This window comes from Streptomyces caeruleatus, assembly GCF_001514235.1.
Lineage (GTDB): Bacteria > Actinomycetota > Actinomycetes > Streptomycetales > Streptomycetaceae > Streptomyces > Streptomyces caeruleatus.
The window spans coordinates 138622-159738 of the sequence record NZ_KQ948933.1; the positions used below are offsets into that span (position 1 = coordinate 138622).

At 71.0% G+C, this 21117-nt stretch carries 20 protein-coding genes and 1 tRNA gene; 14 read left to right on the top strand and 7 right to left on the bottom strand.

Going from position 1 to position 21117, the window contains the following annotated elements; translation table 11 throughout:
• Nucleotides 1-228: 228 nt before the first annotated feature.
• Together AQJ67_RS28545 and AQJ67_RS28550 are read right to left on the bottom strand one after the other, a co-directional pair.
• On the bottom strand, nt 229-3063 hold the full coding sequence (locus tag AQJ67_RS28545; protein WP_062722445.1) for an SUKH-4 family immunity protein: 2835 nt from the start codon (nt 3061-3063) through the stop codon (nt 229-231).
• Between the two features lie 8 nt (nt 3064-3071).
• Nucleotides 3072-4067, bottom strand: coding sequence for an SMI1/KNR4 family protein (locus AQJ67_RS28550; protein WP_062722185.1), 996 nt, complete (start codon nt 4065-4067; stop codon nt 3072-3074).
• 308 nt (nt 4068-4375) lie between these two features.
• Here AQJ67_RS28550 and AQJ67_RS28555 point away from each other — a divergent pair, with 308 nt between their 5' ends.
• A complete protein-coding gene (locus AQJ67_RS28555) occupies nt 4376-4900 on the top strand; it encodes a YwqJ-related putative deaminase (protein ID WP_062722186.1) in 525 nt (174 codons plus the stop codon).
• A 55-nt stretch (nt 4901-4955) separates the two neighbouring features.
• The gene (locus AQJ67_RS28560; protein WP_062722187.1) at nt 4956-5450 is read left to right on the top strand and encodes an SUKH-3 domain-containing protein; all 495 of its coding nucleotides are present in this window, start codon (nt 4956-4958) and stop codon (nt 5448-5450) included.
• A 39-nt stretch (nt 5451-5489) separates the two neighbouring features.
• Here AQJ67_RS28560 and AQJ67_RS28565 read toward each other — a convergent pair whose 3' ends face one another.
• Nucleotides 5490-6827 carry a sensor histidine kinase gene (locus tag AQJ67_RS28565; protein WP_062722188.1) on the bottom strand — a complete coding sequence of 446 codons (1338 nt, stop codon included), beginning with the start codon at nt 6825-6827 and terminating at the stop codon, nt 5490-5492.
• A 152-nt stretch (nt 6828-6979) separates the two neighbouring features.
• On the opposite strand from AQJ67_RS28565, the gene AQJ67_RS28570 reads away from it, so the two are divergent.
• From AQJ67_RS28570 to AQJ67_RS28600, 7 genes are all read left to right on the top strand, one after another.
• Nucleotides 6980-7055 (top strand) — tRNA-Gln (locus AQJ67_RS28570).
• A 123-nt stretch (nt 7056-7178) separates the two neighbouring features.
• Nucleotides 7179-8627, top strand: a complete 1449-nt coding sequence (gene glmU / locus AQJ67_RS28575; RefSeq protein ID WP_079056234.1) for a bifunctional UDP-N-acetylglucosamine diphosphorylase/glucosamine-1-phosphate N-acetyltransferase GlmU — start codon at nt 7179-7181, stop codon at nt 8625-8627.
• 75 nt (nt 8628-8702) lie between these two features.
• On the top strand, nt 8703-9683 hold the full coding sequence (locus AQJ67_RS28580) for a ribose-phosphate diphosphokinase (RefSeq protein ID WP_062722190.1): 981 nt from the start codon (nt 8703-8705) through the stop codon (nt 9681-9683).
• Between the two features lie 188 nt (nt 9684-9871).
• Nucleotides 9872-10465 carry a 50S ribosomal protein L25/general stress protein Ctc gene (locus AQJ67_RS28585; RefSeq protein WP_062722191.1) on the top strand — a complete coding sequence of 198 codons (594 nt, stop codon included), beginning with the start codon at nt 9872-9874 and terminating at the stop codon, nt 10463-10465.
• Between the two features lie 70 nt (nt 10466-10535).
• Complete coding sequence (gene pth / locus AQJ67_RS28590; protein WP_062722192.1) at nt 10536-11138, top strand: aminoacyl-tRNA hydrolase; 603 nt, start codon at nt 10536-10538, stop codon at nt 11136-11138.
• 65 nt (nt 11139-11203) lie between these two features.
• Nucleotides 11204-11692: a hypothetical protein gene (locus AQJ67_RS28595; protein WP_062722193.1), complete on the top strand. Its 489-nt coding sequence runs from the start codon at nt 11204-11206 to the stop codon at nt 11690-11692.
• Between the two features lie 136 nt (nt 11693-11828).
• Complete coding sequence (locus tag AQJ67_RS28600; RefSeq protein ID WP_062722446.1) at nt 11829-12506, top strand: LPXTG cell wall anchor domain-containing protein; 678 nt, start codon at nt 11829-11831, stop codon at nt 12504-12506.
• 71 nt (nt 12507-12577) lie between these two features.
• Here AQJ67_RS28600 and ppc read toward each other — a convergent pair whose 3' ends face one another.
• Nucleotides 12578-15319: a phosphoenolpyruvate carboxylase gene (ppc, locus tag AQJ67_RS28605; RefSeq protein WP_062722194.1), complete on the bottom strand. Its 2742-nt coding sequence runs from the start codon at nt 15317-15319 to the stop codon at nt 12578-12580.
• A gap of 309 nt (nt 15320-15628) precedes the next feature.
• On the opposite strand from ppc, the gene AQJ67_RS28610 reads away from it, so the two are divergent.
• On the top strand, nt 15629-16639 hold the full coding sequence (locus AQJ67_RS28610) for an acyl-CoA desaturase (RefSeq protein WP_062722195.1): 1011 nt from the start codon (nt 15629-15631) through the stop codon (nt 16637-16639).
• Nucleotides 16636-17313, top strand: coding sequence for a TetR/AcrR family transcriptional regulator (locus tag AQJ67_RS28615; RefSeq protein ID WP_062722196.1), 678 nt, complete (start codon nt 16636-16638; stop codon nt 17311-17313). Before AQJ67_RS28610 ends, AQJ67_RS28615 begins: the two co-directional genes overlap by 4 nt.
• Before the next feature lie 73 nt (nt 17314-17386).
• Here AQJ67_RS28615 and AQJ67_RS45700 read toward each other — a convergent pair whose 3' ends face one another.
• Nucleotides 17387-17560 (bottom strand): CsbD family protein, encoded by a 174-nt coding sequence (locus AQJ67_RS45700; protein ID WP_079056235.1) that lies wholly within the window; start codon nt 17558-17560, stop codon nt 17387-17389.
• Nucleotides 17561-17688: 128 nt separating this feature from the next.
• On the opposite strand from AQJ67_RS45700, the gene AQJ67_RS28620 reads away from it, so the two are divergent.
• Nucleotides 17689-17943, top strand: coding sequence for a type II toxin-antitoxin system Phd/YefM family antitoxin (locus AQJ67_RS28620; RefSeq protein WP_062722197.1), 255 nt, complete (start codon nt 17689-17691; stop codon nt 17941-17943).
• A complete protein-coding gene (locus AQJ67_RS28625) occupies nt 17940-18188 on the top strand; it encodes a type II toxin-antitoxin system RelE family toxin (RefSeq protein WP_062722198.1) in 249 nt (82 codons plus the stop codon). Before AQJ67_RS28620 ends, AQJ67_RS28625 begins: the two co-directional genes overlap by 4 nt.
• A 24-nt stretch (nt 18189-18212) precedes the next feature.
• Here AQJ67_RS28625 and AQJ67_RS28630 read toward each other — a convergent pair whose 3' ends face one another.
• The gene (locus AQJ67_RS28630; RefSeq protein WP_062722199.1) at nt 18213-19022 is read right to left on the bottom strand and encodes a trans-aconitate 2-methyltransferase; all 810 of its coding nucleotides are present in this window, start codon (nt 19020-19022) and stop codon (nt 18213-18215) included.
• 102 nt (nt 19023-19124) lie between these two features.
• Here AQJ67_RS28630 and tamR point away from each other — a divergent pair, with 102 nt between their 5' ends.
• Nucleotides 19125-19622: a MarR family transcriptional regulator TamR gene (gene tamR, locus AQJ67_RS28635; RefSeq protein WP_062722200.1), complete on the top strand. Its 498-nt coding sequence runs from the start codon at nt 19125-19127 to the stop codon at nt 19620-19622.
• Nucleotides 19623-20124: 502 nt separating this feature from the next.
• Here tamR and AQJ67_RS28640 read toward each other — a convergent pair.
• A complete protein-coding gene (locus AQJ67_RS28640) occupies nt 20125-20892 on the bottom strand; it encodes a LuxR C-terminal-related transcriptional regulator (protein ID WP_062722201.1) in 768 nt (255 codons plus the stop codon).
• Between the last annotated feature and the right edge of the window lie 225 nt (nt 20893-21117).

Consider the following 21117-nt stretch of genomic DNA (forward strand, 5'->3'; position numbering starts at 1 on the left):
ACACGGAGGCACGCAGGCACGCCGAGCGGCGCACACGAAGACCAGCGGCGCACGGAAGGTCGAACGGCGCGCGAAACGGCCAAGAGCGCATACGAAAGGGCCGGCTCCCGGTAGTACCACCGGAAGCCGGCCCCTCTCACGCCCGCACGCCGCACTCGGCGACGGTCCGCGGCAACCGGGTGACATCACCCGGCTGCCGTCATCTCACGACAAACAGCCGAACGGCCGTCACAGCAGCCCGTCCCACATCTGCTCCAGCAGCACCGACCACCAGCTCTCCGGCGACCCCAGCGCCGCCGGGTCGAGCGCGGCCAGCTGAGCCTGGAAGTCGACGGTCCAACGCCCCGCCTGCTCCTGGTTCAGACCGAAGCGAAGCCGCCACATCCGGCCCAGCAGCGCCAGACAGCGCTGGAACTCGGGCAGCCCGGTGTTCACGAACTGCGGCGGTACGGGCGCACCGCCCGGACCCGCCTCCACCGGCACGGCGACGATGTGCGCCGTCCCGTACTGCACACACAGCGCCTTGCCGAAGTCGCTGCCCATGACCAGGTACGAGCCCGCGTCCGACGCCGGCTGCACCCCGCGCTCCTGCGCCAGCTCCGCCAGCGTCGGCACCGGCCGCCCCGGCTGGGCCTGCGCCCAGAAGAAGGGGCCGATGTCCATCGGCAGACCGCCCACCATCAGGCTGTGCGCCACGACCGGCGGCACGCCCTGCCGCGACACGGCGGCCTGCTCGAACCGGAACAGCCCCGGCCCGAACGCCGCCGCCAGCTCCTGCGCCACACCCTCCGGCGGAATCGGCGGCACCACCTGCACCTGCGGCAACGGCGCCCGCACCGGCGCCGGCCGGGCGGGCCCGTCGGCCACCTGGTGCAACTCGCCCTGGTGGGCGATCAGTTGCTGCATGCCCTGCTGGCGGCTCGCGTGATCCGTGCCGTACGGCGCGATCGACGTGATCCGCGCCTGCGGCCACTGCTCCCGGATCATCCGCGCACAGTACGCACCCGGCAGCTCGCACGACTCCAGCTCCGTGTGCAGCTCCAGCACCTGGTCCGAGGGCACGTTCATGCCCCGCAGCTCATGGAAGATCTGCCACTCCGGGTGCGGCGTACCCGGCGCCGAACGCCGGATCAGCTGCTGCTCCGACCCGTCCTGCGCGCGGTAGCGCAGAACGGCCTGGTAGCCGGGGCCGACGGTCGGCTGCCCGGTGGGCTGCTGGGGGTAGCCGTACGCCGGGGGCTGACCGGGCTGACCGGGCGCGGGGTGGCCCGGCTGACCGGGCGGCGGGATCGCACCCGGGGGCATGGGGGCCTGGGGAGCACCGGGACCGGCAAGTGGCATACCGGGGCCGCCCGAAGGCATCCCCGGAACCCCGGGCGGCTGAGGCGCACCGGGAGCAGGCGGCGGCGGAGGCACGCCGGGGCCGCCCACCGGGGGCGCCGCCAGCATGGTCTCCGCATGATGTACGGCCCCGCGAGCACCGCCCGAGGACCGCGGGCCACCAGGAGCACCCGGAGCGCCGGGCATCCCAGGGGGACCCGGAGGCTGCGGCGCGCCGGGGCCACCGGCACCCTGCGCACCCGGCACCCCGGGGGGACCCGGAGGCTGCGGCGCGCCCGGCATGCCCGGAGCACCCGGAGCACCGGGCGGGCTGGGGATACCGGGTGGGTTGGGGATACCGGGCGGGTTGGGGATACCGGGCGGATTCGGCGCCCCAGGGGCACCGGGCGCACCGGGCGGTCCCGGAGGGCCGGGCGGCTGCGGCGCGCCACCCATCTGGCTCGGGTCGGCCAGCACGGTGGCGGCATGGTGCACCCCGCCCGCGGGCGTACCACCCGGCGTACCGGGCGGGTTGGGGGCGCCCGGAGGATTCGGCGCACCGGGCGCACCCGGAGCACCGGGAACACCGGGCGGCGGCGGAACCCCCGGCCCCGCCACACCCTCGGGCCCCTCGGGACCGAGCGCCGACACGAGCTGCGTCGGAACGTACCCGCCCCCCGGAGCACCCGGCGTACCGGGAGCCCCCGGAGTGCCCGGCGCCGACGACGGCGCAGGAGGCGCAGGAGGCGTTCCCCCCGCACCCGGAACCCCCGGAGCTCCCGGAACCCCCGGCGGAGGCGGCGGCACCGACCCGCTCCGAGGGCGCGGCGCCGCCTTGCTCGTCGCGGCGTCGGCGATGTCCCCGGCGTTCGGCGGGAGCGGCCGCCCCGGCGTCTCGGGACCGCCCTGCGGATAGCCGTACGAAGGGGCGGACGGCGGCGTGAAACCCGGTGGAGGCGTGTCCGCCGCACCGGGAGCACCAGGAGCACCCTGCGGATAGCCGTACGAAGGCGCCCCCGGAGGCACAGGCGGCGCGGGCGGCGCGTTCGGCTCGTCGAGCGCCGGTTCGATCGCCGTCGACGGAAGCCGGCTGCCACCCGACATCAGCGCGGTCTTGGCGTCCGGCGGCGCGGCGTCGTCCCCGCTCAGCGGCGGCGCGAACACCGTCTCCGGCAGCGGCACGGAACGGTCCTCACCGGGACCGGGGTTGGTGTCCGTACCGGCCCAGGGAGTCGCCCCGTCCGGCACCCCCGGCACACTCGGCACCGGCGGAGCGGCCGACGAAGCCCTGGCCGCACCCTCATCGGCACCATGCTCGGGCTCGGACTCGGACTCGGACGCCGAGCCCGAACCCCCGTCCCGGCCCTGGATCCCCAGCTTGTCCGCCGCCTCCTGCAGCCACTCCGGAGGCGTCAACAGGAACGACGTCTGATTCAGATCCACCCGGGCCGGAGCGGCCGGCGCCGGTTCCGCGACCGCGTCCCCACGGCCGTACTCCTCCTCGTACCGGCGGATCACCTCACCCACCGGCAGCGACGGCCACAGCGTGGCCTCCCCGCTGTCCCGGGCGATCACCAGCCGCTGCGCGCCCCCGTCCGAACGGGGCCCGTCCGCACGGTCCTCGGCCCACACCACGAACCCGAGGCCGAACTCCCGCACCCGCACCTCACGATGCTGGTACGACGGCACCTCGCCGTTGATCCACTCTTCCGCACGCTCCTGCGCCTGCGCGAACGTCACCATCGCGAAGCTCACTCCCCCACAGCCGCGGCAGCCACGGGCACCGCGCGCGCGAACCCACCGTCCACCATCAGATTCGCCACCGTCTCCAACTCCGGCGGAGACCCCGCCAGCCGGGACAGAAACGCGTCGAAGTCCTCACCGCACGGCATCAGCAGCCGCTCCACCCGCTCCGCCGGCGGCCACGAGGGATCCACGTCCCGCGCGTCGTCCCACGCGCAGAACCACACCGAACCCAGCCGCTCGCCCTTCACCTTCACGGCCAGCAACCCGCCCTGCACGAACCCGACACCCAGGTAGTCCTTGGTCAGATGGTCCCGCAGGCACTTGTTGACATACACCAGGTCATTGACGGCGGCCTCGTCCCGCACCGTGAACAGCGGCTGATCGACCAGCAGCCCCAACTCCGCGTCCAGCGCCGTCCCCACCGGCGCACAACCGCCCGCCGCCTTCAGGAACGACCGGTACGCGCCCGGCAGCCGGTACCCGAGGTCCTCCTCGACGCCCAGCGCCTGCGCCTCCGTCACCGCCACGCCCGACTTCGGCAGCCGGAAGTGCGCGGGCCGCGTCTCCTGCAACGGCCGCGTCCCCCGCTTCTCGTGAGCCACCGCCGACGTGGCGATCCCACCGTGGTGCCGCAGCAACGCCTTCACCTCGACCGGAACCAGCTCCAGCCGCCGCGAACCCACCACGTGATGCCACGTCCAGCCGTGCGGCGTCGCCACCGCCGGGATCGTGTCCCACAACTCGTGGCCGGACGCCGCCAGCGCCGCGTTCGCCGACACATAGTCCGTCAGCCGCAGCTCATCGACACCGAAACCCTCCGGCGGCTCCGCGATCTCCGCCGCCGCCCGCGCGTACGGCGAGAAATCGGGGTAACCACGCCCGTCAACCCGTACCCCTCTCGGGTGACGGGTCGCCCGCACCGGATCCGGGAAATGCACGACCTGCCCGGCGTAGGCCGCGTTCGGCGGCGCGGCTTGCTGCCCGAGCCGACCTGTCGTCATGGCGGTTGCCCCCTGCGGCGTTCTGATACGCGCCGCCATGACCACTCTCGGTCACAACGCCACGTATCGACTGTCTCGTCTGCGTCCACGCGTCACCGCATGGAAAGCGGTGCCGACAGCCTATGCGGTACGACGACACCGGTCACCGGCGCCGGTCGTCGCCCCCTCCGCCTCCGTGACCAGCCGTCACCCCGCCGTGACAGCCCGCCCAAACCCGGGCGTGTCGCGACGCCCCAGCTTCCGCACCCGCCACGGCATTTGGCACTCTGTGACCTCCGAGAGCATGCCCGGGGGATGCTCGGGAGGGGATGATGAACATGAACGCGACGCAGACAGGCGCCCACGCGCCCAGGTCAGGCGACCCCCGCATCGGCTGGAGCGCCACGGAAACTCCGCACGCCCCCGCCCTTCTGCACCGCCGCGACGGCATACTCCCCACCGTCGCCGCCGCCCTGTCCGTCCGCGGCGCCACCCTCACCGGCACCGCCGCCCGCGGCGACCAGCCCCCGCAGCTGCACCACCTCGTCCAGGACTTCCTCGACACCCTCACCAGCTCCGAACGGGACCGCTTCACCGGCCGCTGCGCCGAGACCATCCTCATCTCGCGCCACATCGCCACCGCCGACGCCGCCCGCAGCAAACGCTCCGCCCGCAAACCCATGACCAACGGCGAAGCCCGCAAAGCCCTCAAACAGGCCAAGCTCACCGCCCGCCGCATCCGCGAGGACGGCGACCCCCTGCACGGCAGTTTCGCCACCCCCTGCCGCGCCTGCACCGCGCTCAGCGCCCACTTCGGCGTCCGCATCGTCGACCCGACGACCACCGACGGCTAGCCCGTCCCTCCCACCTCACCAGGCACATCCGTAGGCACCGACGAACGAAGGGCAGATGCACACCGACCGCACCTCCACCACCCGCTTCCCCGTCCCCGTGGACGCCGCCTTGCGCGCCGCCGGCTGGCAACCCGGCCGCTGGGACATCAAGCAGGCCGAGATCTGGGCCGACGCCCTGCGCGAGCACACCTCACCGGCCGGCCACACCCACGCGGTCTTCCCCGCCGCCGTGGAGGCCTGGGCCGAATTCGGCGGCCTCCACATCACCCCCGCCGGCCCCGGCCGCCAGGTCGCCCCCGCGGCCCTGCACTTCGATCCCCTCCACGGCCTCCACATGGCCCGCACCCTCGGCGACCTCGGCCGCGCCCTCGACACCGAGGTCTGCCCCCTCGGCGCAGAGACCGACACCCAGGCGCTCCTCGCCATCGACACCGAAGGCCGTATCTACGCCCTCGACCACACCGGCGACTGGTACCTCGGCCCCGACATCGACCAGGCCCTCGCCGCCCTCGTCGCCGGCATAGAACCGGCACGCCTCACCGCCGGCTGACCACGGGGACGGCACCGGGAACGGCAACCGGAACGCCCCCTACGCCGCCGGGATCACCGCCGACACCCGAAAACCCCCCGCATCCGTCGGCCCGGACACGAACACCCCGCCCAGCGCCACGACCCGCTCCTTCATCCCCACCAGACCGTTGCCCCCCGACGGCAACCGCGCCGACGACGCCGACGCCAACTCCGGCGGCGGCTCGTTCTCCACCTGCATCGCGATCTCCGACACCCGATGCGCGAGCCGCACGTACGTCTTCGCCCCCGCCGCGTGCTTGTGGACGTTCGTCAACGCCTCCTGCACCACCCGGAACGCGGTCTGCTCGATCGCCGGCGCGTACGACCGCGTCTCCCCCTCCACCGACAGATCCACGACCATCCCCGCGGCCGCCGACTGCCCGATCAACGCGTCCAGCTCCGACAGACAAGGCCCGTCGGCAGCCCCCTCGTCCTCACCGTCCCGCTCGCGATCAGCCACCGCGGCCGCTGCGACCCCCACAGCGGCCAACGGCACCACGGCCCCGGGCGACCGATCAGCCGCCCGCACGCCTCCGCTGCGCAGCACCCCGAGCATCTCCCGCAACTCGGTCAACGCCTGCCGCCCCATGTCCCCCACCAACGCGGCGTTCCGCACCGCCTTGTCGGGATCCTTCCGGGCCACGGCCTGCAACGCGGCGGAGTGCACCACCATCAGGCTCACCCGATGCGCGACGACGTCATGCATCTCCCGCGCGATCCGCGTCCGCTCCTCGTTCCGCGCCCACTCCGCACGCTCCTCGGCCCGCTCGGCCAGCAACTGAAGCTCCCGCTCCAGACTGTCCGCCCGCTCCCGCAGACTCTCCATCAACCGCCGCCGGGCCCCCACGTACAGCCCCAGCAGCAGAGGAGGCGCCGTCACCCCGATAGCGGTCGTCACCGAAGCGAACGGAACCACCCAGTCCCCGACCGTCAGGTTCCCCCGCGCCACGTCCTGCCGCACCCACACGAACGTGACGATCAACGCGCCGACGAACGACATCCCCGCCAACGCGGCGATGATCCGCCGGGGCAGCTCGGACGCGGCGAGCGTGTACAGCCCGACGACGCCCATCAGGAAGCCCATCTGGGCCGGCATCACCGCGATCGACACCAGCACGACGGCGATCGGCCACCGGCGCCGCAACACCAGCACCGAGCCCGCCAGAACCCCGAACACCACTCCCGCGGCCTGCGGGATCCCCGCGTCCCCCGCGAACCGAACCCCCTCGAAACCGCACTCCACCGCGGACGCCACGCCCAGACTCACGTCCAGCACGGCACCGCGCACCCTGCCCCACCACCACGGCCCCGCCCTCGGTGGCGGCACCTCTGCGTGGGCTTCCCCCGTCGTGGTCATGACTCCAGCCTACGGGCGCCCGGCCCCCGTTTTCCGGTGACTTTTACGGACTGGCCTACACCACATCGCGTAACCGGACGTAAGCGGGAACACCCGCGCTCAGGAAGCGTGTCTCACGCTCAATCACGTCTCCGGTAAGGTCTGACTCGCTGTCCCCCGTGGTGTAACTGGCAGCACACTGGTTTTTGGTACCAGCAGGACAAGGTTCGAATCCTTGCGGGGGAGCCACAGCACACAAGACCTCGGAGCGGGCCCTGACAGCCAAGTCAGGGCCCGCTCTCATGTCCCCCACGAAACACCCCGGTATCCTGCGGATGTCACCCCACCCCCTCCACAGCCGAAGGGCATCCCGTGAGCGCCATTCGCCCGGCAGCCGTCGTCGTTCTCGCAGCGGGTGAGGGCACCCGTATGAAGTCGTCCACACCCAAGGTTCTGCACGAGCTCTGTGGACGCAGCCTCGTCGGTCATGTGCTGGCCGCCGCGGGTGAGTTGCGGCCCGAGAACCTGGTCGTGGTCGTGGGGCACGCGCGGGAGAAGGTGTCCGCGCATCTCGGTGAGATCGACCCCGGAGTACGCACCGCCGTGCAGGCGGAGCAGAACGGTACGGGTCACGCCGTACGGATGGCTCTGGAGGAGCTCGGCGGGACCGTGGACGGAACCGTCGTGGTCGTCTGCGGTGACACTCCCCTTCTCACCGGCGAGACCCTGACCCGCCTCGCGGCCACGCACTCCGCGGACGGCAACGCGGTGACCGTGCTGACGGCCGAGGTCCCGGATGCGACGGGGTACGGGCGGATCGTGCGGGACGGGGCGTCCGGTGCGGTGACGGCGATCGTCGAGCACAAGGACGCCTCCGAGTCGCAGCGGGCGATCCGTGAGATCAACTCCGGGGTCTTCGCCTTCGACGGGCAGCTGCTGGCCGACGCCCTCGGGAAGGTGCGTACGGACAACAGCCAGGGCGAGGAGTACCTGACCGACGTTCTCGGGATCCTGCGTGAGGCCGGCCATCGGGTCGGTGCCTCCGTCGCCGCCGATCACCGTGAGATCGCCGGCATCAACAACCGTGTGCAGCTCGCCGAGGCCCGTCGGATCCTGAACGACCGGCTGCTGACGGCCGCCATGCTGGCCGGCGTCACCGTGGTCGATCCGGCGACGACGTGGGTCGACGTGACCGTCACGTTCGAGCAGGACGCCGTCGTCAACCCCGGTACCCAGCTCCAGGGCTCGACGCATCTCGGTGAGGGTGCGGAGGTCGGTCCGAACAGCCGGCTGAAGGACACCCGGGTGGGCGCGGGGGCGCGGGTCGACAACACCGTGGCCGACGGCGCCGTGGTCGGGGCGCAGGCGTCCGTGGGGCCGTTCGCGTATCTGCGGCCGGGGACGCGGCTGGGCGCGAAGGGCAAGATCGGTACGTATGTCGAGACGAAGAACGCCTCGATCGGTGAGGGGACGAAGGTGCCTCACCTTTCGTACGTCGGTGACGCGACGATCGGCGACTTCTCGAACATCGGTGCCGCGAGTGTCTTCGTGAACTATGACGGACAGGACAAACACCACACGACGGTCGGCTCTCACTGCCGTACCGGTTCGGACAACATGTTTGTGGCTCCTGTCACGATCGGGGACGGCGCCTACACCGCGGCGGGCTCCGTGATCACGAAGGACGTGCCGCCCGGCTCGTTGGCCGTGGCCCGCGGTCAGCAGCGGAATATCGAGGGTTGGGTGGCTCGTAAGCGTCCAGGCAGCGCGGCGGCGAAGGCGGCCGAGGCGGCGTCGCGGCAGGTCGAGAGCGAAGACTGACCGGAAACGGGTGCGCCAAACACGGCGTACCGTGATAAGTGCACACCCTGTTGAGACACCTCTGAGGAGACAGCTGTGACCGGGATCAAGACGACCGGCGAGAAGAAGTTGATGTTCTTCTCCGGCCGCGCCCACCCCGAGCTTGCCGAGGAGGTCGCCCAGCAGTTGGGTGTCGGGGTTGTCCCGACGAAGGCCTTCGACTTCGCCAACGGTGAGATCTACGTCCGTTATCAGGAGTCGGCGCGTGGTGCGGACTGCTTCGTGATCCAGAGCCACACGGCTCCGATCAACCAGTGGATCATGGAGCAGCTGATCATGATCGACGCGCTGAAGCGCGCGTCGGCCCGCTCCATCACGGTCATCGTGCCGTTCTACGGTTATGCGCGGCAGGACAAGAAGCACCGTGGGCGTGAACCGATCTCGGCGCGTCTGATCGCGGACCTGATGAAGACGTCGGGCGCGGACCGGATCCTGACCGTGGATCTGCACACGGACCAGATCCAGGGGTTCTTCGACGGCCCGGTCGACCACCTCTTCGCGCTTCCGCTGCTCGCGGACTACGTGGGCCGCAAGGTCGAGCGGGAGAAGCTGACCGTGGTGTCCCCGGACGCCGGGCGTGTGCGGGTCGCGGACCGTTGGTGTGACCGGCTCGGTGCTCCCCTCGCCATCGTGCACAAGCGGCGGGACAAGGACGTCGCGAACCAGGTGACCGTCCACGAGGTCGTGGGTGAGGTCAAGGGCCGGGTGTGTGTGCTGGTCGACGACATGATCGACACCGGTGGCACCATCTGCGCGGCCGCCGACGCGCTGTTCGCGCACGGCGCGGAGGACGTCATCGTCACCGCGACGCACGGTGTGCTGTCGGGTCCCGCGGCGGACCGGCTGAAGAACTCCCGGGTGAGCGAGTTCGTGTTCACGAACACGCTGCCGACGCCGGGTGAGCTGAGCCGGGACCTCGACAAGCTGACGGTGCTGTCGATCGCGCCGACGGTCGCGAACGCGGTACGCGAGGTGTTCGAGGACGGTTCGGTGACGAGCCTGTTCGACGAGCAGTAGGAATCCGCGGTAAAGATCCTTTTGGGTGCGGCCTCCCTGTCCGAGTAGACTGCTTCAGTTGCTCGGCGAGGGAGGCCGTACCTGTTGGTTCAGGTGCCGGCTGTCCGTTATCGACGCGCTCTTCGTAGCAGGCCGTTCGTGGCCGGGTGACCACGTCCGTCTCTAGTTTTCTACGAGGAGTGATCCGTATGTCCGAGGTCAAGATCTCCGCTGAGACCCGTACCGAGTTCGGTAAGGGTGCCGCCCGTCGTATCCGTCGTGACAGCAAGGTTCCCGGTGTGCTGTACGGCCACGGCGCGGACCCGCTGCACCTCACGCTTCCCGGCCACGAGCTGCTGCTGGCGCTGCGTACGCCGAACGTCCTGATCGCGCTGGACATCGACGGCAAGTCGAACGAGCTGGCGATCCCGAAGGCCGTGCAGCGTGACGCGATCAAGGGTTTCCTTGAGCACGTCGACCTGCTGCTGGTGAAGCGCGGCGAGAAGGTCACGGTCGAGATCCCGGTGCACACCGAGGGTGAGCTGGCGGCGGGTGGCAACCTGCTGGAGCACGTGCTGAACGCGCTGCCGGTCGAGGCCGAGGCCACGCACATCCCGGAGTCGGTCACGGTCTCCGTCGAGGGCCTGGAGGCCGGCGCCTCCGTCCTGGCGAAGGACATCACGCTGCCGAAGGGCACCACGCTGGCCGTCGAGGAGGACGCTGTCGTCCTTCAGGTGCTGGCCGCGCAGGCCGAGGAGGCCGCGGGCGAGGCCGCCGAGGGCGAGGAAGTCGCCGAGGCCTGATCCTCGCTGTCATCGGTTGGTCGGCCGCTGTTCCCGTGCGGGGCAGCGGCCGACGTGTATCAAGGGAGACGTGGACGTGACTACCGGCGCCAATGACCCGTGGCTGATCGTGGGCCTCGGCAATCCCGGGCCCGAGTACGCCATGAACCGGCACAACGTCGGGTTCATGGTGGCCGATCTGCTGGCCGATCGGCTCGGGGGGAGGTTCAAGCGGGCCGGCCGGGCTCAGGCGCAGGTGGTGGAGGGCCGTATCGGTCCGCCGGGGCCGTTGAACCGGCGGGTGATTCTCGCGAAGCCGATGTCCTACATGAACCTCTCGGGCGGGCCGGTGAACGCCCTGCGCGAGTTCTACAAGGTGCCGCTCGCGAACATCGTCGCGATCCATGACGAGCTGGACATCGACCACGGCACACTGCGGCTGAAGCTCGGCGGCGGTGACAACGGGCACAACGGCCTGAAGTCGATGACGAAGGCGATGAGTGCCGACTACCACCGGGTGCGGTTCGGCATCGGGCGCCCTCCGGGTCGTATGCAGGTCGCGGACTTCGTGCTGAAGGACTTCTCGTCCGCGGAGCGCAAGGAGTTGGACTACTTCGTGGACCGGGCCGCGGACGCGGTGGAGTGCCTGGTGATCGAGGGGTTGGAGCGGGCGCAAAGCACGTACAACTCGTGACTTGTCCGGCCGGTCGGCCGGGCCGAGGTTGACCGGGCGTAGGGGCATGGCCAAGGATCGCGGCCATGCCTTCTGCCGTTGTCTCCAGTCAGGGCGCTTTCACGGCGCTGCGGTTCGGGCGGTTCGCGGCGATGGGTACGGTCGCGGTGCTGATTCTGATCGCGGGCGTGTGGGCGTCGTGGGGCAGCGCGCAGCACGTGATGCTCACGAAGGGCCGGGAGAGCGGCACGATCAAGGTGACGCGGTGTGGCGCGGACACGTGCAGTGGGCCGTACGCGCCGATCTCGGCGGGGTCGCGGGCGCGCGGGTCGGTGGTCATCGAGAAGACCGTGGCGGTGCGCAAGGGGCAGACGTACACGGTTGTGGTGAAGCCGGGCAGTGACGACGTCGTGCGGTCGGGGCCGGCGGGTGTGCTGTACGCGTGGGTCCCGCTGGGTGGCGCCTTGTTGCTGGCCGCGGTCGTCGTCGCAGGTGGGCTGCGGCGGACGCGGATGGCGTGGGTGCTGGCGGGGTCGGGGATCGCGTTGCTGACGGCGGCGTTCGTGACGGTCTGAGGTCCTGGCCGTTCTCCATGTCTGTGGAGGATCTGAGTGTTGTCTGTTCGTGATTGACCGGGGGTCAGTCCGGGCTGGATGCTGAGCCGCCCCCTCCACATCTTCCCGTTCCTTCTCGAAGATGGACTACTGCCTCATGCGTACCCTCAACCGCGTCGGCGCTCTGTCCGCCGTCGCCGCGGCCGCGTTGCTGTCCGCGCCGGCCGCCGCCCACGCCACAGCGACTGCCTCCGGTGGCGACAACGGCACCGTCAAGATCCATGACGCCACCACTGGCGAGGAACTGCGCAAGAACGAGCCGCACGTGTGCGAGTTCTACCTGGACGCGTTCGGTTTCGACAGCGTGCAGCAGGTCTCCTGGCACATCGAGGCCTGGGCGCCGACGGCCGCCGTGAAGGGCGAGACCGTGAAGTCCGGTGCGATCACGCTGGACGGCGAGGGTCATGGCCGTACGGCGGACATGACACTGCCCGACGGGCACTACAAGCTGTTCTGGAACTTCGAGGGCGAGAACGGGTCCGCGAAGCACAAGGTGTTCTGGACGGACTGCGAGGACGAGGAGGAGGGCGGCGGTACGACCGCGACGCCGTCCGCGTCGGCGTCGCCTTCCGAGACGCCGGGCGAGTCCACGGAGGAGCCTTCCGCGAGCCCGTCGGCGCCGGGCGAGGCGGCCGCGTCGCCGTCGCCGCAGGGCGGTGGTGAGGGCGACCTCGCCGAGACCGGGAACGGCGCGCCGGTGGGCCTGCTGTCCGCGGCGGCCGCCGCGCTGCTGGGCGCGGGCGGCTACCTGGCGTTCCGGCGTCGTAGGGCCTGACGGCCCGGGTGGTGAGACGAACGGTGCCCCCTGCTCGCACGAGCAGGGGGCACCGTCGTTCTTCCAGTGCGTCAGCCGGTGTTGCGCAGGCCGGCCGCCACGCCGTTCACGGTGAGCAGCAGGGCGCGGGAGAGCAGCGGGTCGGCTGTCTCTCCGGCGGCCACGGCGTCGCGCTGGCGCTTGAGGAGGGTGACCTGGAGGTAGGAGATCGGGTCCAGGTAGGCGTCCCGGATGGCGAAGGTCTGCTTGAGGACCGGCTGGGCGTCGAGGAGTTCCTGCTCGCCGGTGACCTTGAGGACCTCGGCGACGGTCAGATCGTGTTCGGCGCGGATGGTGTCGAAGACGTGCTTCAGCTCGTCCGGCACCAGCGTGTCGACGTAGTGGGCGGCGATCCGCAGGTCGGTCTTGGCGAGCGTCATCTCGACGTTGGAGATGAAGTTGCGGAAGAAGTGCCACTGTTCGTGCATCTCGTCGAGCACGGTGTCGAGGCCGGCCTCGCGCAGCGCCTTCAGCCCCGATCCCACGCCGAACCAGCCGGGGACGATCTGCCGGGACTGGGTCCAGCCGAAGACCCACGGGATGGCGCGCAGTCCGTCGAGCGAGACGCCCGAGCCGGGGCGGCGGGAGGGCCGCGAGCCCAGGTGCAGGTCGGCGAGCTGGTCGACCGGCGTGGAGGCGAGGAAGTACGTCGGCAGGTCGGGGTCTTCGACGAGCGCCCGGTAGGCGGCGTGGGCCGCGTCGGAGACGACGTCCATCGCGGCGTCCCAGCGGGCGAGCGCCTCGACCGACTGGCGCGGGGCGGTGTGCAGGGCGGAGGCCTGCAGGGTCGCCGCGACCGTCAGCTCCAGGTTCTCGCGGGCCAGCGAGGGCACGAGGTACTTGTCGGAGATGACCTCGCCCTGCTCGGTGACCTTGATCTCGCCCTCCAGGGTGCCCCAGGGCTGGGCGAGGATCGCGTCGTGGGAGGGGCCGCCGCCGCGGCCGACGGTGCCGCCGCGGCCGTGGAAGAGGCGCAGCCGGACGCCGTAGCGGTGGGCGACGTCGCGCAGGCGGCGCTGGGCGCGGTGGATCTCCCACTGGCTGGTGGTGATGCCGCCGAACTTGGAGGAGTCGGAGTAGCCGAGCATGACCTCCTGGACGTCGCCCCGCAGCGCGACGAGGCGCCGGTAGGACGGGTCGGAGAGCATGTCCTCCAGGATGGTGTCGGCGGCCTTCAGCTCGTCCGTGGTCTCCAGCAGCGGGACGATGCCGATCTTGGCCCAGCCGGCGTGCAGGTCGATGAGACCGGCCTCGCGGGCGAGGACGGCGGCGGCGAAGACGTCGTCGGCGCCCTGGCACATGGAGATGATGTACGACTCGATGACCTCGGGTCCGAAGACGGCGAGGGCCCGCTTGACGGTCTGGAAGACGCCGAGGGTCTTCTCGCCGGCCGCGTCCACCGGCGCCGGGGTGGGCGCGAGGGGCCGGCGTGAGCGGAGTTCCTTGGCGAGCAGCTTGGAGCGGTAGTCGCGGGGCATGTCGGCGTAGCGCCAGGACTCCTCGCCGAGCCGGTCGAAGAGCTGGCCGAGGGCGTGGTGGTGGGCGTCGGCGTGCTCGCGGACGTCCATGGTGGCCAGCTGGAGGCCGAACGCGGACAGCGTGCGGATGATCCGGTCCATGCGGCCGTCGGCGAACAGCCCGCCGCGGTGTTCGCGCAGGGATGTCTGGATCAGCGTGAGGTCCTCGAGTAGCTCGCCGGTGCCGAGGTAGTCGCGGCCGGCCTCGTGCGGGATGCCCTTGGCGAGGCGGAGCTTGGTGTTCTCCAGCTTCTGCCGGATGCAGGTGGCCTTGAGCCGGTAGGGCTCCTCGGCGTTGAGGCGCTTGTAGCGGGGGCTGATCTCGGGGAGGGCTTCGAGGTCGGCCTGGAGGGAGTCGAGGAGCTCCTGGGTGGCGCCGGTGTAGCGGATGGAGTTCGACAGGAAGCCGCGCAGCTCGTCGATCATCTCCAGGGCGTCGTTGATGCCGTGCTCGTGCTGGAGGATCAGGACGTCCCAGGTCACCTGGGGGGTGACGTTGGGGTTGCCGTCGCGGTCGCCGCCGATCCAGGTGCCGAAGGTGAGGGGGCGGGTGGCGTCGGGCAGCTTGTAGCCGACGCGCTCCAGTTCGGCGGTGAGGTCCTCCAGGACGTCGCCGACGGCGCCGGCGTGCAGTTCGTCGAGGTAGTAGATGGCGTTGCGGGCCTCGTCGGCGGGCTCGGGGCGTACGACGCGGAGCTCGTCCGTCTGCCATACGAGGTCGATGTTCTCGGCCAGTCGGGTGTCATGGCGGCGCCGGTCGCCTTCGAGGACCGGGGTCTCCAGGAGGGCGGCGACACGCCGGAGCTTGTTGAGGACCGAGCGGCGGGCGGCCTCGGTGGGGTGCGCGGTGAAGACGGGGCGCACGTTGAGGTGCTGGATCGTCTGGCGCAGGTGCTCGGGGTCGGCGTCCTTGAGGCGGTCGGCCGTACGGGCGAGGAGGCCGCCCTCGGCGGCGCGGCGGGCGCGCAGCTCGCGGCCCCGGTGGACCTGCTCGGTGACGTTGGCCAGGTGGAAGTAGGTGGAGAAGGCGCGGACCAGCTTGGCCGCGGTGTCCAGCTCCGTGCCACGCAGCAGCTCGGCGGCGGCTTCGCCGTCCTCTCGGGTGAGGCGGCGGACCTTCTCGACGAGCTCCAGCAGCTCGGGGCCTTCCTGGCGGACGAGGGTCTCGCCGAGGAGGTCACCCAGTCGGCGGATGTCGGCACGCAGTTCGGTGCTGGTGGTCTCCTGAGACACGGTCTGGTCGTCGGCACTGCTCACAGGTGCGGCTCCTTGCAGTGTTGAAGCTCGTCCGGGAGGGGAACCCGGCGCCTGGGGCCGCGCGGCTGGGCCGCATACGGCTCCTGACATCCGGGAAGAAATCAGAGCGGACCGCGCTGTCCGACCGACTCCAAGGATAGGTGTCCATGCGGACGCGCAGTCTCTCGGGCTCTTGCCGCCGGGCGACGCACTGCCATACTTACGACGCCGTAGGTTACGGAACCGTAGGGACCGATGTAACGGAACCTGGGAACAGTTCCAGCGACCCCGGCACCTGCCACAACCCTCGAAACCCCACAGGGGACGCCCATGACCACGAGCTCCGATGTGATCGAAGACGCCCCGAAGGCGAACGACGACACCCAACTGCCCTCAGCCACGCTCGGCGGCGAGAAGAAGGGGTCGCTCGAGCAGTTCGCGCTTCTCCTCTTCATCGTCGTCCCGTTCCTGGCGCTCGCCGCCGCGGTGCCGCTGGCGTGGGGCTGGGGAGTGAGCTGGCTGGACCTCGGTCTGCTGGTCTTCTTCTACTTCTTCGCCTGCCACGGCGTCACGATCGGCTACCACCGCTACTTCACCCACGGTTCCTTCAAGGCGAACCGTCCGCTGCGGATCGCGCTCGCCGTCGCGGGCTCGATGGCGGTGGAGGGCCCGCTGGTCCGCTGGGTCGCCGACCACCGCAAGCACCACAAGTTCTCCGACGCGGAGGGTGACCCGCACTCGCCGTGGCGGTACGGCGAGACGGTCCCGGCGCTGATGAAGGGCCTGTGGTGGGCGCACATCGGCTGGATGTTCGACGAGGAGCGGACGTCGCAGGAGAAGTACGCGCCGGATCTGATCAAGGACCGGGCGATCCGCGGCATCTCCCGTCAGTTCCTCTGGTGGACCGTGCTGTCGCTGGCCCTGCCGGCGCTGATCGGCGGTCTGGTGACGATGTCCTGGTGGGGCGCGTTCACCGGCTTCTTCTGGGGCTCCCTGGTCCGGGTGGCCCTGCTGCACCACGTGACCTGGTCGATCAACTCGATCTGCCACGCGGTGGGCAAGCGGCCGTTCAAGTCGCGTGACCGCTCGGGCAACGTGTGGTGGCTGGCGGTGCTCTCGTGCGGTGAGTCCTGGCACAACCTGCACCACGCCGACCCCACCTCCGCGCGGCACGGTGTGGAGCGGGGCCAGATCGACTCCTCGGCCCGGTTCATCCGCTGGTTCGAGATGCTGGGCTGGGCGTCCGACGTGCGCTGGCCGTCACGCTCGCGTATCGATTCGCGCCGGAACACCGGGGAAGGCGGCTCCCGGCGCCGGAAGGAGCCTGTCAAGGCGGCATGATTGACGCCGTGGCGACCGACTCGAGCAGTACTCCCAGCAACGACAAGCCTCGGCGGACCCGCCGTACCCGGATGACCGGTGCGGAGCGGCGCCAGCAGTTGCTGGAGATCGGTCGCACGCTGTTCGCCGCGAAGGGCTTCGAGGGCACGTCGGTGGAGGAGATCGCGGCGAAGGCCGGGGTCTCCAAGCCGGTGGTGTACGAGCACTTCGGCGGCAAGGAGGGGCTGTACGCGGTGGTGGTGGACCGCGAGATGCGGCGCCTGCTGGACATGGTGACCAGCTCCCTGACGGCCGGCCACCCGCGTGAGCTGTGCGAACAGGCGGCGTTCGCGCTCCTGGACTACATCGAGGAGTACACGGACGGTTTCCGGATCCTGGTCCGTGACTCGCCCATCCCCCAGTCGACGGGTTCCTTCGCCTCGCTGATCTCGGACATCGCGACCCAGGTGGAGGACATCCTGGGCCGCGAGTTCAAGAGCCGCGGCTTCGACCCCAAGCTCGCCCCGCTGTATGCGCAGGCCCTGGTCGGGATGGTCGCCCTGACCGGCCAGTGGTGGCTGGACGTCCGCCGTCCGAAGAAGGCGGAGGTGGCGGCGCATCTGGTGAACCTGGCCTGGCACGGGCTGGACGGGCTGGAGGCGAAGCCGCGCTTGATAGGGCACCGCAAGAGCTGACGTGCTCAGTGCTTGGACGTGCTCAGCGCTTGGCCGTGCTCAGCGCTTGGCCGTGCTCAGTGCTTGGCCGTGCTCAGTGCTTGAAGGTGTCCTTGCCCTTCTCCTTCGCCTGCCGGGCGTCGCCCTTCATCTGGTCGGCCTTGCCCTCGGCGGTCATCCGCTCGTTGCCGGCCATACGGCCCATGGCTTCCTTGGCCTTGCCCTTGACCTGTTCCTTCTTGGCGCGGGTCTTCTCTTCCTTCGCCACGTTCCTCACTCCTCGCGAGGGTCGACGTCGGGTCACTGGGCGGGTGACCTGACATCGCGGCGCTTAAACAGTGCGCCCGGACCTGAACTCAATGGACTGCAAGATTAACCTTGTGCCATCATGTGCGCATGACTGAGATCACGATCAGCTCGGCCCGTTCCCAGCTCGGCGACCTGGTCCGGCGCGCGGCGCACAGCCGCGAGACCATCGCCATCACCGACCACGGGCACGTGGCGGCGCTGCTCGTCTCGCCGCAGGTGATAGAGGATCTCGAAGACGCCCTGGCCGTCGCGGACTATCAGCGACGCAAGGCGGAGGGCACGCTCGGACCGGGCATCCCCATGGCCGAGGTTCGCAAGCGACTGGGGCTTGAGCGTCCGTGACCTACGAGATCATCTTCGAACCGCACGCCCTCGACGCCGCCGCCCGCTTCCTGAAGGAAGACCCGAGAGGTCTGGCCGCGACTCTGAACGCCATCGACGGGCTGGCGCACAATCCTCGCCCCGTCAACTCCGTCGCCTACGGCGTCGACATCCGCCGCCTCCGTGTCGGCGACTACCGCGTCCTGTACGTCATCGACGACGAAGTGATCCATATCCTCGTCACCCATCTGGGCCGCACATCCTGAGCCCCGCCCTGTAACGGCGAGCGATCACCGCACCCCCTTACCGGCCACCGCGAAAATACGCCGGAACGGAAAGGGGGTGCCGTGCGGGCCGGCCGGATAGGCCTCGCGCAAAGCCTCCCGGTACTCACCGAGGAAGGCGTCCCGCGTCTCGGGTTCGTCGGCGAGGGCGGTGAGGACCGGCCGTAGCCCCGTCCCCTTCACCCAGTCCAGCACCGGATCCTCACCGGTCAGGAGGTGGACGTACGTCGTCTCCCACACGTCCGCCGTGCAGCCGAGGTCGACCAGTCGGGCCAGGTAGTCCCGCGGGGCCAGGACGGCGTCGTCGTGGCGCAGGGTGTCGGTGAGGCCGTGGCGGTGGGCGAGGTCGCGCATGAGGCGGTGGCTGGGGGCGTCGAAGTTGCCGGGGACCTGGAAGGCGAAGGTGCCGCCGGGCCGCAGACCCGCCACCCAGGCGCCGAAACGCTCCACATGGTCCGGCACCCACTGCAGCGTGGCGTTGCTGACGATCAGGTCGTACGGCTCGTCGGGCGTCCAGGTCCGTACGTCGGCGTGGGCGAAGTCGAGGCGGCCGCCGCCCGGGGTGGGGCCCTCGTGCTCGACGTGGGCCCTGTCGAGCATCTCGGCGGAGTTGTCGTAGCCGGTGATGTGGGCGCCGGGCCAGCGTTCGGCGAGCAGGGCGGTGACGTTGCCGGGTCCGCAGCCGAGGTCGGCGATGCGGGGGTGGTCGCCGGGGAGGTCGGGGACCTGGGCGAGGAGGTCGACGAAGGGGCGGGCTCGGTGGCCGGCGTGACGCAGGTACTGGGCGGGGTCCCAGGTGGGGGCGGCGGCGGACATGGGAAGGCCTCCTGACGCTCGGTCGGTCGCCCTCCAGCCTGCCCTTCTGGATATCTTGACGTCAAGAGACTTCACGTCGACACAACCACTACACTGATCGTCATGGAGGACGAGGTCGATCGGCTGGTCGCAGCGTGGCGCCGGGAGCGCCCGGACCTCGACGTGGAACCGCTCGAGGTGCTCAGCCGGGTCAGCAGACTGGCCCGGCATCTGGACCGCGCCCGGCGGCTGGCCTTCTCCGAGCACAGCCTGGAGCCCTGGGAGTTCGACGTACTGACCGCGCTCCGGCGCGCCGGGACGCCGTACCAGCTCTCCCCCGGCCAGCTCCTGACCCAGACCCTGGTCACCTCGGGCACGATGACGAACCGCATCGACCGCCTGGCCAAGAAGGGCCTGGTGGAACGCCTCCCCGACCCCAGCGACCGACGCGGAGTCCTGGTCCGTCTCACCCCCGAGGGCCGCGACCGCGCCGACCAGGCCCTCGCCGGCCTCCTCGACCAGGAACGCGCGATCCTCGCGGAACTCTCCCGCGCCCAGCGCGGCGAACTGGCGGGCCTGCTGCGCCAGCTGACGGCGCCGTTCGACAACATCCCCGGGTAGGGCGTCGGCAGGGGCCCCGCCGAGTTCCGCCGTGCCGGCGCGGTGGCAGGTCCGGGCTGTCGGCGGGCCGGCCGGTGTGCGCTCCGCGGTCGCAGGGTCGTGTCGTTGCTCGGCCCGTCCGGCGGATGTGGTCCAGCGGGGCCCAGCGCCCGGCCCGACGCAGTCGCCCGCGTCCCAGCGAGGGCTTCACGCGAGGCGGGTCGTGGAGCCGGCCCTCACTCGCCTCGCGAACCGGCCGCATTGCCAGGCCGAGGGCGGCCGCGGTGGCGGCGAGGCCTGCTCGACCAGTCTCCGACAGGCTCTCCCGACCCGGCCCCCGCACGGCGCGCGGTGCTCCACCTCGCGGACCCCGAAGGCGGCCTCGACGACACTGCCCAGGCCTTCGCCGACCTGCCGCGGCAGCCGACCGCCCGGCGGACAACACCCCCGGCGCGGCGGCTCGCGCCCCCGAAACCAGCTCCAGGTCGAGGTCCAGGTCCAGGTCCAGGTCCAGCTGCGCCCCCTACGCCAACTGCCCGCCCCGCTCGACAACATCCCCCGTCAGATCCACCGGCCCCACCCCAGCCCGGCGCGCGAGCGCGACCGCGGCGAGGGTCGAGTGGACGCCCAGTTTGCCGAGGACGTTCTGCATGTGGGTGCGGACGGTGTGGGGGGAGAGGTAGAGGCGTTCGGCGACGGCCTTGCGGCCGAGGCCGGCGACCATGCAGCGCAGGACCTCGCGTTCGCGTGGGGTCAGGGACTCCACGAGGCGTTCGCTCTCGGTGCGGTGTTTGCGCGCGGCCGTCAGCTCGCGCAGGACGCCCGTGAGCAGGGCGGGCGGCAGATGGGTCTCGTCGCGCAGCACCCCGCGGATGACGGTGAGCAGCCGGGACAGCGAGCAGTCCTTGGCCACCCACCCGGAGGCCCCGGCCTGGAGGGCGAGCGCGGCCCGGCGCGGATCGTCCTTCTCGGCGAGGACGACGATCCGTACCGCGGGCTGCGCGGTGCGGACCCCGGCGACGAGCGAGATGCCGTCGACGAGCCCGTCCTCGCTCACCTCCTGGACCGGCACGGCGGGGCGGATGCCCTGGACGTTGCCGCCCAGGTCGGCGTCGACGAGGAGCACGTCGAACCGACGTCCCTCGGCGGCCGCCCGCTCCAGGCTGCGCAGCGCCGCCGGACCGCTGCCGGCGGCGGAGACGTCGACGTCGGGCTCGGCCGCCAGGGCGGCGGCGAGCGACTCGGCGAAGATGCGATGGTCGTCGACGACCAGGACTCGGATGCGAACCACGGAACCCCCTTCCCCAAGCTCCCGAAGACTCGAAGAGCAGGGGATACCCCATCGTCATGAGGACGACACCGGGGAGACGAACACCGTCGCGGGCACGACGCCCGAAGCGTGGATGGCCGCACGGCCGCCGCCGTGCAGGAACCGCTACCCCCACTTCGGGCGTCGAACCCGACCTGTCTCGCCCCCTGATCAGCACCGGCCCCCACCGGTGCCGTTCATCAGAGT

Excerpts from the sequence above, each read along its gene's own strand:
- AQJ67_RS28550 (WP_062722185.1), bottom strand. The coding sequence starts at position 4,067 with ATGACGACAGGTCGGCTCGGGCAGCAAGCCGCGCCGCCGAACGCGGCC.
- AQJ67_RS28620 (WP_062722197.1), top strand. The coding sequence starts at position 17,689 with ATGACTGAGATCACGATCAGCTCGGCCCGTTCCCAGCTCGGCGACCTG.
- AQJ67_RS28545 (WP_062722445.1), bottom strand. The coding sequence starts at position 3,063 with ATGGTGACGTTCGCGCAGGCGCAGGAGCGTGCGGAAGAGTGGATCAAC.
- AQJ67_RS28585 (WP_062722191.1), top strand. The coding sequence starts at position 9,872 with ATGTCCGAGGTCAAGATCTCCGCTGAGACCCGTACCGAGTTCGGTAAG.
- AQJ67_RS28555 (WP_062722186.1), top strand. The coding sequence starts at position 4,376 with ATGATGAACATGAACGCGACGCAGACAGGCGCCCACGCGCCCAGGTCA.
- AQJ67_RS28600 (WP_062722446.1), top strand. The coding sequence starts at position 11,829 with ATGCGTACCCTCAACCGCGTCGGCGCTCTGTCCGCCGTCGCCGCGGCC.
- AQJ67_RS28595 (WP_062722193.1), top strand. The coding sequence starts at position 11,204 with ATGCCTTCTGCCGTTGTCTCCAGTCAGGGCGCTTTCACGGCGCTGCGG.
- AQJ67_RS28630 (WP_062722199.1), bottom strand. The coding sequence starts at position 19,022 with ATGTCCGCCGCCGCCCCCACCTGGGACCCCGCCCAGTACCTGCGTCAC.
- AQJ67_RS28610 (WP_062722195.1), top strand. The coding sequence starts at position 15,629 with ATGACCACGAGCTCCGATGTGATCGAAGACGCCCCGAAGGCGAACGAC.
- AQJ67_RS28560 (WP_062722187.1), top strand. The coding sequence starts at position 4,956 with ATGCACACCGACCGCACCTCCACCACCCGCTTCCCCGTCCCCGTGGAC.
- AQJ67_RS28565 (WP_062722188.1), bottom strand. The coding sequence starts at position 6,827 with ATGACCACGACGGGGGAAGCCCACGCAGAGGTGCCGCCACCGAGGGCG.
- tamR (WP_062722200.1), top strand. The coding sequence starts at position 19,125 with ATGGAGGACGAGGTCGATCGGCTGGTCGCAGCGTGGCGCCGGGAGCGC.
- AQJ67_RS28615 (WP_062722196.1), top strand. The coding sequence starts at position 16,636 with ATGATTGACGCCGTGGCGACCGACTCGAGCAGTACTCCCAGCAACGAC.